Source organism: Pseudomonas sp. BN417 (assembly GCF_029871205.1).
Lineage (GTDB): Bacteria > Pseudomonadota > Gammaproteobacteria > Pseudomonadales > Pseudomonadaceae > Metapseudomonas.
Genome location: NZ_SSOJ01000163.1, coordinates 45140 through 59562 on the forward strand (window position 1 = coordinate 45140; position 14423 = coordinate 59562).

14 protein-coding genes and 1 pseudogene are annotated in these 14423 nt (G+C 59.1%); 8 read left to right on the plus strand and 7 right to left on the minus strand.

Annotation, left to right across the window (positions count from 1 at the left end; all coding sequences use genetic code 11):
- Both E8F11_RS28340 and E8F11_RS28345 read left to right on the plus strand, forming a co-directional pair.
- Positions 1 to 272, plus strand: a pseudogene (locus E8F11_RS28340) (hypothetical protein); the annotation flags it as partial.
- 382 nt (positions 273 to 654) lie between these two features.
- Complete coding sequence (locus E8F11_RS28345) at positions 655 to 1080, plus strand: potassium channel family protein (RefSeq protein ID WP_280292238.1); 426 nt, start codon at positions 655 to 657, stop codon at positions 1078 to 1080.
- A gap of 519 nt (positions 1081 to 1599) precedes the next feature.
- Here E8F11_RS28345 and E8F11_RS28350 read toward each other — a convergent pair.
- A complete protein-coding gene (locus E8F11_RS28350) occupies positions 1600 to 2964 on the minus strand; it encodes an MBL fold metallo-hydrolase (protein WP_280292239.1) in 1365 nt (454 codons plus the stop codon).
- Between the two features lie 119 nt (positions 2965 to 3083).
- On the opposite strand from E8F11_RS28350, the gene E8F11_RS28355 reads away from it, so the two are divergent.
- Positions 3084 to 3974: a diguanylate cyclase gene (locus tag E8F11_RS28355; protein ID WP_280292240.1), complete on the plus strand. Its 891-nt coding sequence runs from the start codon at positions 3084 to 3086 to the stop codon at positions 3972 to 3974.
- A 240-nt stretch (positions 3975 to 4214) separates the two neighbouring features.
- A complete protein-coding gene (locus E8F11_RS28360) occupies positions 4215 to 5198 on the plus strand; it encodes a magnesium transporter (protein ID WP_280292241.1) in 984 nt (327 codons plus the stop codon).
- Positions 5199 to 5421: 223 nt separating this feature from the next.
- Here E8F11_RS28360 and E8F11_RS28365 read toward each other — a convergent pair whose 3' ends face one another.
- The 3 genes from E8F11_RS28365 to E8F11_RS28375 form a co-directional block, all read right to left on the minus strand.
- Positions 5422 to 6090, minus strand: a complete 669-nt coding sequence (locus E8F11_RS28365; RefSeq protein ID WP_280292242.1) for an alpha/beta family hydrolase — start codon at positions 6088 to 6090, stop codon at positions 5422 to 5424.
- The gene (locus E8F11_RS28370; RefSeq protein WP_280292243.1) at positions 6062 to 6790 is read right to left on the minus strand and encodes a phosphoribosyltransferase; all 729 of its coding nucleotides are present in this window, start codon (positions 6788 to 6790) and stop codon (positions 6062 to 6064) included. Before E8F11_RS28370 ends, E8F11_RS28365 begins: the two co-directional genes overlap by 29 nt.
- A gap of 365 nt (positions 6791 to 7155) precedes the next feature.
- Complete coding sequence (locus E8F11_RS28375) at positions 7156 to 8073, minus strand: universal stress protein (protein WP_280292244.1); 918 nt, start codon at positions 8071 to 8073, stop codon at positions 7156 to 7158.
- Between the two features lie 333 nt (positions 8074 to 8406).
- Here E8F11_RS28375 and fnr point away from each other — a divergent pair, with 333 nt between their 5' ends.
- Positions 8407 to 9159 (plus strand): fumarate/nitrate reduction transcriptional regulator Fnr, encoded by a 753-nt coding sequence (gene fnr, locus E8F11_RS28380; protein WP_280292245.1) that lies wholly within the window; start codon positions 8407 to 8409, stop codon positions 9157 to 9159.
- 13 nt (positions 9160 to 9172) lie between these two features.
- Here the strand turns inward: fnr and E8F11_RS28385 are convergent, their stop codons facing one another.
- Together E8F11_RS28385 and E8F11_RS28390 are read right to left on the minus strand one after the other, a co-directional pair.
- A complete protein-coding gene (locus E8F11_RS28385; RefSeq protein ID WP_280292246.1) occupies positions 9173 to 10075 on the minus strand; it encodes a universal stress protein in 903 nt (300 codons plus the stop codon).
- Between the two features lie 157 nt (positions 10076 to 10232).
- A complete protein-coding gene (locus E8F11_RS28390) occupies positions 10233 to 11075 on the minus strand; it encodes an oxidoreductase (protein WP_280292247.1) in 843 nt (280 codons plus the stop codon).
- Between the two features lie 579 nt (positions 11076 to 11654).
- Here E8F11_RS28390 and E8F11_RS28395 point away from each other — a divergent pair.
- The 3 genes from E8F11_RS28395 to E8F11_RS28405 all read left to right on the plus strand — a co-directional run bounded on the left by E8F11_RS28395 (position 11655) and on the right by E8F11_RS28405 (position 13565).
- A complete protein-coding gene (locus E8F11_RS28395; RefSeq protein WP_280292248.1) occupies positions 11655 to 12218 on the plus strand; it encodes a GNAT family N-acetyltransferase in 564 nt (187 codons plus the stop codon).
- Between the two features lie 111 nt (positions 12219 to 12329).
- Positions 12330 to 12872 carry an Hsp20/alpha crystallin family protein gene (locus E8F11_RS28400; protein WP_280292249.1) on the plus strand — a complete coding sequence of 181 codons (543 nt, stop codon included), beginning with the start codon at positions 12330 to 12332 and terminating at the stop codon, positions 12870 to 12872.
- A gap of 84 nt (positions 12873 to 12956) precedes the next feature.
- Positions 12957 to 13565, plus strand: a complete 609-nt coding sequence (locus E8F11_RS28405; RefSeq protein WP_280292250.1) for a ribose-phosphate pyrophosphokinase-like domain-containing protein — start codon at positions 12957 to 12959, stop codon at positions 13563 to 13565.
- Positions 13566 to 13627: 62 nt separating this feature from the next.
- Here E8F11_RS28405 and E8F11_RS28410 read toward each other — a convergent pair whose 3' ends face one another.
- Positions 13628 to 14131, minus strand: a complete 504-nt coding sequence (locus tag E8F11_RS28410; RefSeq protein WP_280292251.1) for a hypothetical protein — start codon at positions 14129 to 14131, stop codon at positions 13628 to 13630.
- Between the last annotated feature and the right edge of the window lie 292 nt (positions 14132 to 14423).

Consider the following 14423-nt stretch of genomic DNA (forward strand, 5'->3'; position numbering starts at 1 on the left):
TCAGCGTAAGCAATGCACTTTTGTGGGCAGAAATCTCGAAGGGAGTTTTTCAACAGAATCGGCTAGTTCCTGTCGGTTACGACCGGCAGAGATCGGCCAAATGCGGACTCGGGCTCTTTGGTTATGCGAAGGACCGCTGGCAGTTGGCTTACTGGTTTGCCTCAGTGAATAGCTTCCTGGGCGGCCAGCGACCTCAGGATCTGGTAGCCACCCAACCTGAGCGGATAAACGCTGCAGCCAGGGACGAGCTACTTGGTGTCTCCCATGGCTGATACCCAATGGTTCAGCAGTAGAGCCAACGCATCATTAACCCAGTCGCCGTGCCAAGTCAGGAGATGGGCTGCCCTTCCCGCCTATGAAGCTTTGCCGGTCCGCTTGTAAGTCACTGAACGTTTTCTGGACTCAGCCGCTGCCCGTCGCCCAGGTGGCGAAGCCGCGGCGGAAATGGCTGCTTGCAAGACGCTCCAAGAGACTTTCTGAAAACTGCAAACACATCAAACCGCTCTTTCCCGGTTATGGCGGGCAACGTAGCAGCTTTTATCGGTTTACATCGCAATGTTATTTTCAATGGCGGAGTGGCTTGACCTGCTAATGTTTTTTCTAGGGTGACGTCCTGCCCCAGACGTCATCAAATTTGGTGCCCGGGAAAAATTAATGACCTCAACAATATTGGTTAACATTCTAGTAGTACTGATGGCAGTGATTGTTCATTACGAATTCCTTCTTCGTTTGAATCTTCTCATGCCGAAGCTCAAAGTATGGCATAGGTCTAGGATAATTTTTGGAGTACTAGGAGCCCTCGTCGCGCATGCCGTCGAAGTATGGATATTCGCAATTTCCTATTTTTTGATGATTCGGGCCGAGGGCTGGGGCACCTTGACAGGGCGTTTCGACGGAAGTCTTTTGGATTGTGTTTATTTCTCGTTCACGACGTTCACAACCATAGGATTCGGGGACATCGAACCAATTGGGGATCTGAGGTACCTGACGGGCCTTGAGGCGCTAACTGGCCTTGTTCTTATTACTTGGACGGCATCTTTCTTGTTTATTGAAATGCAGAAATACTGGAAATCAAATTAAACGATCTACAATTGCGCAGGGTTCTTGGCTGGAGATAGCCTGGATCCGCGTGCGCGTGTAGGCTGCTTGATTCCGATCAGATTTAATTACACGGATTGACCTTCGTTCTCTAGGAGCGAATAGACCGAGGATAGGTGGTCCTAGACACTCGACTCCACGTGCTGCTCTAGGTTTTAAAAGCTCAGCCTGGTGAGTAAACCAGTCAGGTATCCACATGCGGCCGATATCCTGACGCCCTCCCCTTGTCAGAAAGACGCCGAAGAGACTGTGCTAACTCTGGATGCTTTCGAGTAAGCGGTGCGATGCCGCTTTGCACTCTAGGCATGGGCCTCCTCCGATTGCCGAAGGGCCCTGTAGCCAAGCACCTGAGGAATGTCTTGGCAATCCGCGGCTCAAGCTTCTGCATTCCTGCCCTTTGACCGGACAGGCTGTGGGCCTCCTCCCGCCTTTGCGCTACTACATGTCTATACCGCGCAAGGCTCGTGTCGATGGCCACGCAGGTGGAGCAAGCCCCGGTCCTCACGCTTTCTTGAGCTCTACCTCGTCCCGATGTTCTGGCACCGAGACCGACCAGCCCAGCTCGACGCTGATCCGTCGCCGTAAAACGTCTGCCGCCATGGGTTCACCATGCACCACATAGGTGTGTTTAGGCGGAATTTTGAAACCGCGTAACCATTGCATGATTTCGTCCGCGTCAGCATGCGCGGACAGATTCTCCATCTGCACGACTTCGGCCCGAATCGGCACTTCCTGACCGTGCATGCGCACGGTCCCGGCACCGTTGACGATCAGCGAACCCCGCGTACCGCCGGCCTGGAAGCCGGAGAACAGCAAGGTATTACGGGGATTCGGCGCCAAGGTCTTGAGGTGGTAGAGCACTCGCCCGCCGGTCGCCATGCCGCTCGCGGCGATGATCACCGCGGGTTTGCGCAGGTCATCAAGTTCCCTGGATTCTTCCACCGATCGCACGATATGGGCCACAGTGCAGGTCCCCTCGCACTCCGCCGCCGTCAGCCGATGCTCGCTCCGAAATCGGTGGTAAAGGGAGGTGGCATCGGTCGCCATAGGGCTGTTGAGGAAGATTGGCAGATCGGGGATAAGCTTTTGCGCCTTGAGACGGTACAGGTAGTACATCAGCAGCTGCGCACGCCCCACCGCAAAGGCCGGTACCAGGGTGATGCCCTGGCGCATGGCGGTTCGGTTGATGACATCCGCCAGTTGTGACTCGACGGACTCTGGCGGTTGCTTGCGGTCACCATAGGTCGACTCGACGAGCAGGTAATCGGCCTGGTCGATGGCTTCAGGTGCTGGCATGACCGGGTCCTGCAACCGCCCCAGATCACCGGAACACAGCAACTTGACGCCGCCGACCTCCAGCTCGACGGTCGCCGCTCCCAGGATATGTCCGGCAGAGCGCAGCAACATGCGCATGCCGGGAATGATGTCCTGCGGGTGGTGCAGTTCTATGGGATGAAACAGCTTGAGTGCACTCTCGGCATCGGCCTCGGTATAGAGCGGTTTCGCTGGATGGTGTTTGGAATAGCCCCGCCGGTTGGCGTAATCGGCCTCCTCCTCCTGCAGTCTGCCGCTGTCCAGCAGCAGGATACGAGCCAGCTCGCAAGTAGCTGGCGTGGCATAAACGGGCCCCCGATAACCTTCCCGTACCAGCACCGGCAGGTAGCCGCTGTGATCGAGGTGAGCGTGGGTCAGCACGATGGCGTCCAGGTCTTCGATCGGCACGGGAAACTGGTCCCAGTTGCGCAGGCGCAACTGCTTGTAGCCCTGGAACAACCCGCAATCGATCAGCACACGTCCATGTTCGTCTTCGACGAGGTATTTGCTGCCAGTCACGGTGCCGGCAGCCCCCAGGAATGTCAGTCGCATCGAAATCTCCCGTCGGGCGCGGCTCAAAAGTCGATTGATCCTGATCAAAGGGTTTAGCAGTCCTGCGGGCTAACGTGGTGATATCAAGCTAAGAACTCCGATCGAAGACGGAGGCTCCAATGTACGAACATGACCAACAGTTGTTGGTGAAGGCATTGGAAGCCGCAACGAACGCCATATTGATCACTGACCGCTCCGGCTGCATCGTCTGGGTCAATCCGGCGCTCTGCCACCAGAGTGGCTACATGCTCCACGAGCTCATAGGGCAGACACCCCACCTGCTCCATTCAGGCCATCAGAACCTGGCCTTTTACCAGGACCTCTGGCAAACCATCCTTGCTGGCCGGGCTTGGCAAGGTCAGTTGATCGAGAGGCGCAAGGACGGCGGCTGCTACACGGTCAACCAGGTCATCACGCCGCTGTTCGACGACACCGGGTGCATCACTCACTTTGTCGCTATTCAGCACAGCCAGACCATGGCAGATCAGGAGCGTGCCCAAATGCACCAGCTGGCCTACCACGATGGGCTGACCGGGCTGGCTAACCGCATGTTGTTCCTCGAACTAGTTCGCCACGCAATCAACCATGCAGCACAGCAAGGGCTGATGCTGGGCCTGATGTTTCTCGACCTCGACCAGTTCAAACAGGTCAACGACCGGTTCAGCCATGCGATTGGCGACCAGTTGCTGGTGGCCGTTGCCGAGCGCCTGGGGCGTTCCGTGCGCAAGACCGACGTTGTGGCGCGGCTCAGTGGAGACGAGTTCGCGATTCTCGTAACCAACCTTGACCGGGCCGAGGTTCTTGAATCCATGGCAAGCCTATTGGTAGCCAGCATCGACCAGCCATTCATGTTGGATGAACATCTCGTGCAATCCCATATCAGTATTGGCATTAGTCTCTATCCTACGGACGGGTCTACAGCCGAGTTACTGCTCGACCGGGCGGATGCAGCCATGTACAAGGCCAAGGCGATTGGGGGCGGCGCGTACCGGTTCAGCACGCAGGAGTGATCGATACATCAGCAAGGGGGAGCGAGAGGGAGCCACGTCGCGCCCCAGTCCCCCCTGTGAAGCAACTACTTGTCGACCTGAACCGCCAGGATGCAGCTAGGTACCTGATGCAGCGTGTGGTCGGTAGCGCCAGTCAATTGTCTGCAGCAGGGCGCCAACGGCGATTCCGCCTATATTCCAGACAGCTCCGAGACAGATGGCACGGCCCCTGCCTCCACTGCCGCAGGACAGGAGATGCCCATGCCGTCGGCCCCTCAAGAAGCCCGAGAGCGGATCAGTTTCGAAACCGCAGCACAACACGCCACGCTCCGCATTCCAGTATTCACGCCCGAGCAGCAGGTCGGCGACGCCCATGTAACCCTGATGAGCCAGCATTACGAGTGCGCTAGCCACATCGTGGTCTGCCACGACCATCACTTTCTCGGTCTGGTCAGGATCGAGGACCTGCTTGGCGCACCACCGGACATCACCCTCGATGCGCTGATGGACCGCGACGCCCCCATCGTGGCACCGGGCATAGACCAGGAGATCGCTGCCTGGCATGCCGTTCGCCATCAGGAATCGGCGCTCACCGTGGTCGACGGCGAGGGGCGGTTAATTGGCGTGATCCCGCCCCATCGCCTGCTGGCGGTGTTGCTTAGCGAGCACGAGGAGGACCTGACACGCCTGGGCGGGTTCATCAAGGGCACTGAGGCTGCACGCATGTCCAGCGAGGAGCCCGTAAAGCGGCGCTTTCGTCATCGCATTCCGTGGTTGCTGGTGGGGCTCGCGGGGGCCCTGCTGGCGGCGAGTTTCGTTGGACGATTCGAGGCTCAGTTACAGGGTAAGGTCATGCTGGCGTTCTTCCTTCCGGGGATCATCTATCTGGCAGATGCCGTCGGCACCCAGACCGAAACCGTGGTTGTCCGCGGACTCTCGGTGGGCGTAGGTATGCGCAATATGTTGGGCCGTGAGCTGATGGTGGGCCTGGCCATAGGTCTCGCCTTGGCCCTGGTTGCCGGCCCGCTGGTATGGCTGCTCTGGGGCGAGACGGACATTGCTCTCTGCGTCGGCCTCGCGGTATTCGCAGCCTGCGGGACTGCCACCCTGGCGGCCATGGTGCTGCCCTGGCTGCTCAGCACCTTTTCAATGGACCCCGCATTCGGTAGCGGCCCTCTGGCGACCGTTGTCCAGGACCTGCTATCGATCCTGATCTACCTCGGCATCGCGACTGCTCTGATGTGAATTCGACACCGTTCATCGCGCTCTCGCAATCAAGGTTTTGCGCGCTCCCTCGAACAACGCCATGGCTATCGAAAAGGGCACCATAAATAGCCAGGCAGAGGCTGGCAGCGGCTGGCAGCGACGTGGCGCCGACCAGCCAATCGCCCAACGGCGTGCAATTGATATACAGGCTCAGCACGCTCTCGAACGTTAAAGCCGCCCACATCAGCGCATTCGTCAGGACCTAGGCGCCCCGTTGCATCGGTTCATGCAGGTGCGCCTCGAACCAGTTGCCGGCCAGTCGCGCAACTTCCTGCAAGGTGCCCGGTTCCTCGAACAGGTGCGTAGCGCCGGGGATCACTTCCAGTCGTTGCGCGCAGGCCAAAACCCGACTGGCCTTGCGGTTTCGCCCGAGCACGGACAGGTCACGGGCGCCAACGATCTGCAGGATCGGTGCTCGCAACTGGCACAGCGCATCGCCGGCCAGGTCGGTCCTTCCGCCGCGGCTGACGATTGCATGCACCTGTGTTGGCCGCTGAATGGCAGCCAAAATCGCCGCGGCTGCGCCGGTGCTGGCACCAAACAGCCCAACCGGCAGATGGTTTAGCTCACGCTTGACGGCGAGCCAGTCAAGTACCCCGACAAGCCGATGCGTCAGCATTGGAATGTCGAACCTCAGCTCGCAGGTAATCCGGTCGATGCTCTGCTCTCGCTCGGTGAGCAGGTCGAACAGCAGAGTGGCGAGACCACGCTCGCTCAGGTAACGCGCTACGTGCTGATTGCGTGGGCTGGAGCGGCTGCTGCCACTGCCGTGCACGAACACCACAAGATCCTTCGCTCGGGCCGGTAGCAGTAGGTCTCCAACTAGCTGCACACCCGGCAGCTCAATGCCTTGATGTTGAGGTTGGAGCATCGGTCACCTCCCGGGACTCAGCTCGCCCATGCAGCTTACGTTGCCAGGCGCGTTGCAGCAGATCGATCACATCTCGATCCGTGATCTGTGAGAAATCCACATACCAGCGGCCAATCGCCGTGAACCATTCAGGCACGAAGGGGCAGACCACTTCGTCCACCTCCCTACGCAACTCGGTAATCGTGTCGTTTGGCGCCACGGGTACGGCAATGACAATTCGCGCCGGCCCCTGGCTGTGCACCGCCCGCACGGCCGCCCGCATGGTGGCGCCAGTAGCCAGCCCGTCATCCACCAGAATCACCTGCTGGTTACGCAGGTCCGGCAAGGGATGATCGCCGCGATAGACCCGCTCCCGACGTTGAAGCTCCTGTAGCTCCCGCTGCGCTACCGAATCCAGCGTGGCCTCATCGACGCCATGCATCTTCACCACGTCACGATTGAGAACGCGTACACCGCCGCTGGCGATGGCTCCCATGGCCAGTTCGTCGTGGAAAGGAAGGCCCAGCTTGCGCACCGGCATCAGATCCAGGCGCAATTCCAGAGCTGCAGCGATCTCATAGGCAACAGGGACGCCACCTCGTGGCAGGGCGAGAACAATGGTGTCAGGTCGGCGCCTGTATGAGAGCAACATAGGCACAAGCGCCTGCCCAGCGGCCAGACGGTCGAGAATTGGGATATGGATCGAACCGGAGAATTTCATCTTGCTGCCCTCGAAACGCCCCTGGATGTTGGTTCTACATCGCTCTGCGCTTCTTCGTAGCTTTTCGGCCGGATTGGGTGTCCAGTGTCACAGAGCCCGACGTGTCAGGCGTACGTATCAGTTGGAAAAAGAACAGATTCAAGCGTTCGGCCAGAGCTTTGAACCAGCAGCCAATTGAAGAGCGCTTTATCTCATTTGGCTTGTCTTCAGGCGCGGAAGCATTTTTGTGTGAAGTTGCCATAACGCTGGCCTCCTCGTGGTTTCCATCTTCATGATCAGCTGGTGCGCACTCCGTTCGCGGGACGGGCCGCACTATGAACTTTCTTGTAATCATTACAGCCAAGGAAAGCCTCGGCATTCCCGAGTCAGGTTTCTGCGTCGCTGTCTTTGGGCTGGATGGCCAGGACACTCCCGGACAGCCGGTAGAGGACCGTTTCGGTCGTGCTGCCGATAAACTTGTCCAGGACCTTTCGGTGAACGCGCCCCATGACCACCACATCGGCTTGTTGTTCTTCTGCAAACTCGGTGATTCCCGTGACCGGATGGCCAACTATGAAGTGACGTCGCTCCTGTGGGACGCCATGTCGTTCGGCCAGGTCGACGAAGGATTGATGTAGCGCGCTGCGCAACTCCTCGACAACGTCCGCCCAGGCACCAACCGTTTCGCCGGAACTTGTCATGTAGGCCGGAATGTTGTTGTAGACATACAGCAGTTGGAACTCGGCGCTGCATTGCATGGCCAGGCCGGCGCCGGCCGTTATGATCTGATCGTTGAGGCCCGAGTACTGTGCCTCGGGATCGGTCGGGTCGACCGCTGCCACGACCACCTGCGGCCTCGGATGGCGGGCGTCATTCACCAGATGAAGCGGCACAGGGCATTCGCGCAACAGGTGCCAGTCCAGAGGCGTGACGAAGGCACGTTTGAGCACTGGCTCGCGCTGAATGTCCTTCACCAGCATATCCGGCTGGATCTCTTGCACGTGGCGAATGATTTCCTCATGCAGGCTCTCGGCCCAGACCACAGAGCAAGTGGCCTGGATGCCTTTATCTCTAAGGATTTCGACTTCCTTTTCCCAGCATCGACGCTGCTCGTTGAGCACGCTTTGGCGTATCTGCTCCCTGAGCTCAATTGCCAATAATGGAAAGGTCATGAAGGGCTCGACCAGAACCGAAATATGGAGCGGAGCACCGCTAGCCATCGCGAGCGCTACCGCTCTCTGAAACGCCGCGGACTGGCGTTGCTCCGCATGGCCGACCAGCAGAATTCTTCGCATTTGGCTCATGACCCACCTCCGCCTGACGGATACTTCATCTAGTTTGGATTCCCTGCTTGGTCTACAGCCATCTCGAGACCCAGGGCTAAGTGCATCCTGCGACAGGGAAGAACGAGCGAATTGATGTGCGTCAATTTTGTTGGCCACGGCAGGCCCACATCGACAACCTGTGGCGCGAAGCTTTCGAGGTCGCCAATCATTCAGAAAACAACCAATGCTGACAGGGCATTACTGTGACCAAATGCTCGCCTCGGCCCACATGTCACTATTCCGACGAGCCGCCGATTCCACAGGAAATCGCTCTCCTAGACTTAAATGTCTGGCACCAGAAAGGTATACCCGATGGCTGACAATCCGCTCAGCAGGCCTGTGTCATCGCCGCGGCCAACGCACGTCACCTGCCATGATTGCTCGCTAAGCCACTTGTGCCTTCCGGACAGCCTTCTCGAGGCGGACATCAGCCGCCTTGAGGGAATTATCAAGCGCAGTCGACCGCTACGTAAGCACGAGTACTTGATTCGCGCAGGCGACCCGGTACAGAACGTGTACGCCTTGCGCTCCGGCGCGATCAAGACTTACCTGCTAAATCCGGACGGCGTCGATCAGATCACCGGTTTCCATTTACCGGGCGAGCTGATCGGCCTGGACGCCATCGGTGAGGACAGTTACCCCAGCTATTCCGTTGCCCTGGACACCTCGATGGTATGTGCCCTTCCGTTGCATCAGCTCGAAGAGCTGGCCGGCCTGATTCCAGGGCTGCGCAAACAGCTGCTCCACAGCATGAGCCGGGAGATCCAGGCCGAGCATGAACGCCAATGCCACACACGGGAAAGCGCAGAGCAGCGCCTTGCGGCCTTCCTGCTAAATCTCTCGGCCCGCTATAGTAAACGCGGGCTATCCGCATCGAACTTCGTCCTGCCCATGAGCCGCAGCGACATCGCCAACTACCTGGGCATGACCACAGAGACGGTCAGTCGCCTGTTTACCCGCTTTCGTGACCTGAACCTGATTGATACCTCCGGCCGCGAACTGCGCCTGCTTGATATCCAGGCCCTGTGCCAGCAGAACCACCCCACCAACGCAAGCCACCTCTAGAGTGACCGCAGGCTCAAGCCTCCGGCGGGCGTACTGCGATAATCGAGGGTACCTTGTACAGGACTTGCTCGGCCGTGCTGCCAAGCACCTTGTCCAGTCCCTTGCGCGTCAGGGTTCCCACCACCACCACATCCATCTCCTCGCGTACCGCGAACTCAGTGATGATCTTTGCGGGAACGCCGGGCAGAAAATGACGACGATGTCCTGGTACTCCCCGACGCTCGGCGAACTGATTGAATGTGCTATGCAGGTTCCCGGTGAGTTGCTCCTGGAGCGCCTCGGTCCAGCCAACCGGACCCGCTGCATAGGCGAAAAAGGACTGTGACTGTTCGTACGCCATCACCAGGTGAAGCTTTGCGCCACATTGCAGTGCAAAGTCTTCCGCGACTGAAACGATATGTTCGTTCAGGGCAGTGCTCTCTGCATCAGTTCGCGACAGATCCACAGCTGCGGCGACTTTGCGTGGAAGCCGATGCTCTGCCGTGCTGACCAGGTGCAGCGGCATCGGGCAATTTCGCAGCAGCTGCCAATCCAGTGGCGTGATGAATGCTCGCTTGAGCAGGAACTCATGCCTGGTCGGCTTGATCACCAGATCTGCTGGCTTGGTCTTCAGGAAACGGAGCACTTCCAGTTCGGGCTTGTCCGCCCAAAAGGTCTCGGCAGTCGCCTGGATACCTCTGGCCCGTAGGTGCTCGCCCAGATTGTCAAGCCACGCATGTTGGCGCTCGAAAAAAGCCGCCCTTACCTGATCCCGGATATTTTCGTCCAACAGCCATAGCGTGCCTGAGGGTCCACCGCAGACCAATATGTCCAGCGTGGCCCCGGTAGCCTCCGCCAGGGCGGCAGCTCTATCGAATGCCGGAGACTGGGGTTGGTCCGGGTCGCTGATCAGTAACAGGCGTTGTTGTGCGCTCATGTCGACCTCCAATAAGTTGGACAGCCCAAGCTCGGAAATCCGCTGTATGGGCGGGCTACTTAGGCGTCCGGTGGGGCCAGCGTGCGCCTGGTAGCCTCGGGCCGAATTGATGTGCATCAAGGCAACAGTCCCGGATGCTCCAGCCACTGGATGCACTTCAGGAATACCAGTCACCACCTCTGGGTGCACGTGACTCGCAGATGTCAATCTGGTGTCGATAATGGTCGTAACGGTAGACCGGGCCATCCACGCAAACGTAGGACGTGCCGAAGTGGCAGTGTCCGCACAGGCCAATCCCGCATGGCATGCGACGCTCGATAAACAGCCAGATATTGTTTGGTTGGATTCCCTTGGTAGTGCACATTCGCGCCAGTATTCGAATGAGCGCTTCGGGGCCGGAGCAAAGCACCGCATCTGGCCGCTCGCTGTCGAGCACTTGCTCCATTTGCAGAAGCGGCGCCCCCTGGAGCCGCAATGCCGATGCGTCTTCGCCAGTGGTAGCCACTACCTGGAAGCACTCCTTCCAGCCTTCCTGCGCAGCACTCAGGGTCCGGGATTGGTGACCGCCGGTGACATGCAGCAGGTTCAGATTGACCGGAAGATGCCAGTCACGGGCCTCTTCGATGAACGAGGTCAGGTGAATCAGCCCACAATCGGCGGCGACGGCCAACACTTTGTGCCGGCCGATGAGCAGTGGCCAGCCGATCCCATAGGGCCCGCGATAGCCCAGTATCGCCCCGGGCGCCTGGGCAAAAAGGGCCGACGTCAGGACTCCGCGACGACGAATCAGCGCTTGAAAGTTGCCTGCCACGTCCGGCAAATCGAGGTAACTGAACGGCGCCTCACCCATCCCGGGAACACTGAGCATGAAAAATTGCCCGGGAATGACATCCCGGTCGCAATCCATTGGCCGTTCGATGACAAAATCGAATACCCGCGCGCCTTCGCCATCCGCCTGGGAGCCGGATAGCCGCAGCGTCCTGGGCGTCAGGCTTTTCATAGCCTGGCGATCCGACGCAACAGCTGTCGCGCGCCTACGCCGTGCGTTTCGGACCCACTGCAGCGAGCGCGGCCGACGCAACCATAGCGACCAAATCGAGCCTTGAAGTCGTTGCCGGACTTGGGCAACCAGAAGTGCTGCTCTCGCCTACTTGCGCTGCTGGGACTCTGCCCGCCCGCTTCCAGCTGTAAGTCCCTGGGGACGCAGGAGTCGCTGACCCGCTCGCGGTTATCCTCCGCATCGACTTGTTGCCCGCCCTGCTCTTCCAGACTGGCCTCATATTGCCGTCGCCCATTTTCCAAATCGGATCGCAGTACTTCGAGGTGTTCCATCCTGAATGTACCCATCTCCCCTCCCCACGCTCCCGCCAGTGAGCGCCTGTCTCAAGCTATGCATACGGCGCTGCGGTCGGATTGATGAGGATCAAGAAAGCGCTTCTGGGTCCGATCAGAACCGGGACGGGATTTGCGGACCGACGCGAGGCAGTCCGTGCCAGTCGCAGAATTGATCCTCATCAATCCGTCACTTCGGGATGGGCGTAAAGCTGCAGGTGGCTTTCTCTTCAAGGGAGTACGCAGCATGTCCACGCCCAACAACACTCACCTGGCCAACCAAGGGTTCGACGCAGAAGCCGAAGAACATTGGATCGAGCCTCTGAACGACGACAGTCACGTCCTGATCCGACCGCTCAGGCCCGAGGACCGGGAGCGTGAAGTGGAGTTCATCCGCAACCTGTCTCCGGAAGCCCGCCACTTTCGCTTCCTTGGTGCCGTCAAGGAAGTCAGCCCTGCCCTCCTCGATCAGCTGATGCAGGTCGATTACAGGCGCAAGATGGCTTTCGTCGCGCTTGCCCACCAGGACGGCAAGCTGATCGAGGTCGGAGTGAGCCGCTATGCAGCCACCGAAGAAAACGGTCAGTGCGAATGTGCCGTGACCGTAGCCGATGCCTGGCAACATCGCGGCCTCGGTACCGCGCTGATGCGCCACCTCATCGAAACCGCCCGGAAGAACGGCTTCAAGCAGATGTATTCGGTGGACGCGGCCGCCAACACGCACGTGCAGGCCCTGGCCCGCGAACTGGGCTTCCTGAGTACACGCGATCCGCAGGATGCCGCACAGCTGATTCACAGCCTACACCTCTAGTGAGCGGCTAGCTGGCAAGCGCTTTCTTGATGAAGATCAAGAATCTCCCCGGCGGGCGTTACAGAATCACGACGGTCAAGTTCAGAACACCCTGAACTGGAGGGAATAAAAATGGCTGATTCCGCGAAGAAACCACCTGAAGAGCCCAAATCCCAACTAAGCAGAAGTCCCGCCCCGAGCGACCCGTGGCGACCACTGGAAACCCTGCGCCAGCAAGTGGACCGTCTATTCGAGGACTTCGGCCGGCCCCCTCTGCATTTTCCGTTCGGCCGCAGCGCGTTCGATGTCGAGCCGTTCTGGAAGCGCACCATGACCGGTCACGGCCTGCCTGCGGTGGACATCGCGGAGAAGGACAAGTCGTTCGAAATCACTGTCGAACTGCCAGGCATGGAAGAAAAGGACATTCAGATCAGACTCGCTAACGGCAACCTTGTCATCAGCGGTGAGAAAAGGGACGAAAAGGATGAAAAGCGTAAGGACTACTACCTCTCAGAACGGCACTATGGCTCCTTCGAGCGCATTTTCAGCCTGCCAAAAGGCATCGATGCGGAACAGATCGAAGCGGGCTTCTGCAAAGGGGTCCTGACGATCTCGTTGCCCAAGTGCCCTGAGGCGATCAAGCCGGAGAAGGTCATCCCGGTCAAGTCGAGTTGATCGCCATTGCGCAGGCCCTGCGGGCGGCAGGGCCTGCTTTCTCCAGCGCCCCAAAGGCGCCCTGCCTCTCGAGGAGAAAGCGCTATGGTCAACGACGCCCCACTGATCTTCGCTCTTCGTGAGAGCCAGCCCTTCGCTACCCGCGTCGCCCGGCACCTTGCCATCCCCCTCAGCACAGTCGGGGAGCGCAGGTATGAAGACGGCGAGTACAAATGCCATCCGCTGGAACCTGTGACAGGTAGAAATGTCGTCGTATTTGCAGGGCTCTATCCAGAACCTGACCTGAGCGTGCACGACAAGCTATGCCGCCTGCTGTTCTTCTGCTCCGCGATCAAGGACGCAGGCGCCAGGCACCTTCAGGTCGTTTCCCCTTACCTCTGCTATACGCGCAAGGAACGGCGCATCCAGGCCCAGGACCCGGTCATCACCCGTTACCTCGCGACGCTGATGGAAGCGAGCAGCATCGACGGCCTGACGGCCGGCCATGGACGTGCACGACCCAGCAGCCTTCGACAACGTTTCGCGTTCCGACCCGGCACCTGTAGAGCGCCCAGCTCTTCGCCGAGCACTTCATCCGCTGGTACGACGGCGAACCTCTCGTGGTCGCGTCTCCAGACTTGGGCGGAATCAAGCGAGCCGAGCGCTTCCGACAGGTCCTGGCCATCGGTGGGGGCCTGCCTAACTCACGCGTAGGTGAGTTGGGCAGACGCTTAACAGTGGGAATAGGGCGATTCCCGTGGAACAAGCGTGAGGGCTTAGCGAGGCGGTGTGCCCATGTGCTGCTGATGCTGCATCATCTGATCCATCATCATCTGCTGCATGCCCATGTACCTGTCCATCATGTATTGATGTTGCTTCATCTGTTCAGGCGTCATCTGGGAATAGTGGCTGCCCATTTGACCCCAGCCCATCATGTGGCCGCCTCCCGTCATATGCCCGCCCATCTTGCCGCCTCCGCAGCAACCCATCACTCCGCCGGCCCACATCCCGTTCATCATTTGCATTCCATGCTGCATCATGGCTTGGTGCTGCTGCATCAATTTCCGGCGTTGCGCAGGATCGGTCGTCTTCTGGATTAGGCTCATCTGCTCCTGCATGTTCTTCAGGTTTTCCTGCGCCTTCGCCATCTCCTGGTCAAATTGCTCGATGCTCATCGGCTGCTGAGTCGGCTTGGCGGCGTCAGCATCCTGCTGCGCAAAAGCTAGGACGGGGAAAAGCACAGCCGCCAAAGCGAGGGCGGCGAGTTTGGATGCTTTCATCATTCAGATCCTTGCAGGGGATGGTGGGCAGGGAATGGATTGCCACTATCCAATATAGGCCTCGGTTAAGGGCGCAAACTGATGTGAGTCAAAGGCTGACCCTGAAGCCTCAACACACGCAATGAAGAGGGGCGTGCATGACCGCATTTGCCCGGTTTCTGCCGGCCCCACCGGCAGCTTTGGGTCGCAAGTCGCGTTGGCCGAAGGATTCGCCTCGGGAAGGTGACGTGGCCGGACAGTCACAGCATTCAGGCCGCTTCCTAGACTTGCCGATTAGGTGTTGGCTTTCTCG

Bases quoted from the DNA above. Each gene is read 5' to 3' on its own strand.
- E8F11_RS28345 (WP_280292238.1), top strand. From the start codon at position 655: ATGACCTCAACAATATTGGTTAACATTCTAGTAGTACTGATGGCAGTG.
- E8F11_RS28350 (WP_280292239.1), bottom strand. From the start codon at position 2,964: ATGCGACTGACATTCCTGGGGGCTGCCGGCACCGTGACTGGCAGCAAA.
- E8F11_RS28355 (WP_280292240.1), top strand. From the start codon at position 3,084: ATGTACGAACATGACCAACAGTTGTTGGTGAAGGCATTGGAAGCCGCA.
- E8F11_RS28360 (WP_280292241.1), top strand. From the start codon at position 4,215: ATGCCGTCGGCCCCTCAAGAAGCCCGAGAGCGGATCAGTTTCGAAACC.
- E8F11_RS28365 (WP_280292242.1), bottom strand. From the start codon at position 6,090: ATGCTCCAACCTCAACATCAAGGCATTGAGCTGCCGGGTGTGCAGCTA.
- E8F11_RS28370 (WP_280292243.1), bottom strand. From the start codon at position 6,790: ATGAAATTCTCCGGTTCGATCCATATCCCAATTCTCGACCGTCTGGCC.
- E8F11_RS28375 (WP_280292244.1), bottom strand. From the start codon at position 8,073: ATGAGCCAAATGCGAAGAATTCTGCTGGTCGGCCATGCGGAGCAACGC.
- fnr (WP_280292245.1), top strand. From the start codon at position 8,407: ATGGCTGACAATCCGCTCAGCAGGCCTGTGTCATCGCCGCGGCCAACG.
- E8F11_RS28385 (WP_280292246.1), bottom strand. From the start codon at position 10,075: ATGAGCGCACAACAACGCCTGTTACTGATCAGCGACCCGGACCAACCC.
- E8F11_RS28390 (WP_280292247.1), bottom strand. From the start codon at position 11,075: ATGAAAAGCCTGACGCCCAGGACGCTGCGGCTATCCGGCTCCCAGGCG.
- E8F11_RS28395 (WP_280292248.1), top strand. From the start codon at position 11,655: ATGTCCACGCCCAACAACACTCACCTGGCCAACCAAGGGTTCGACGCA.
- E8F11_RS28400 (WP_280292249.1), top strand. From the start codon at position 12,330: ATGGCTGATTCCGCGAAGAAACCACCTGAAGAGCCCAAATCCCAACTA.
- E8F11_RS28405 (WP_280292250.1), top strand. From the start codon at position 12,957: ATGGTCAACGACGCCCCACTGATCTTCGCTCTTCGTGAGAGCCAGCCC.
- E8F11_RS28410 (WP_280292251.1), bottom strand. From the start codon at position 14,131: ATGAAAGCATCCAAACTCGCCGCCCTCGCTTTGGCGGCTGTGCTTTTC.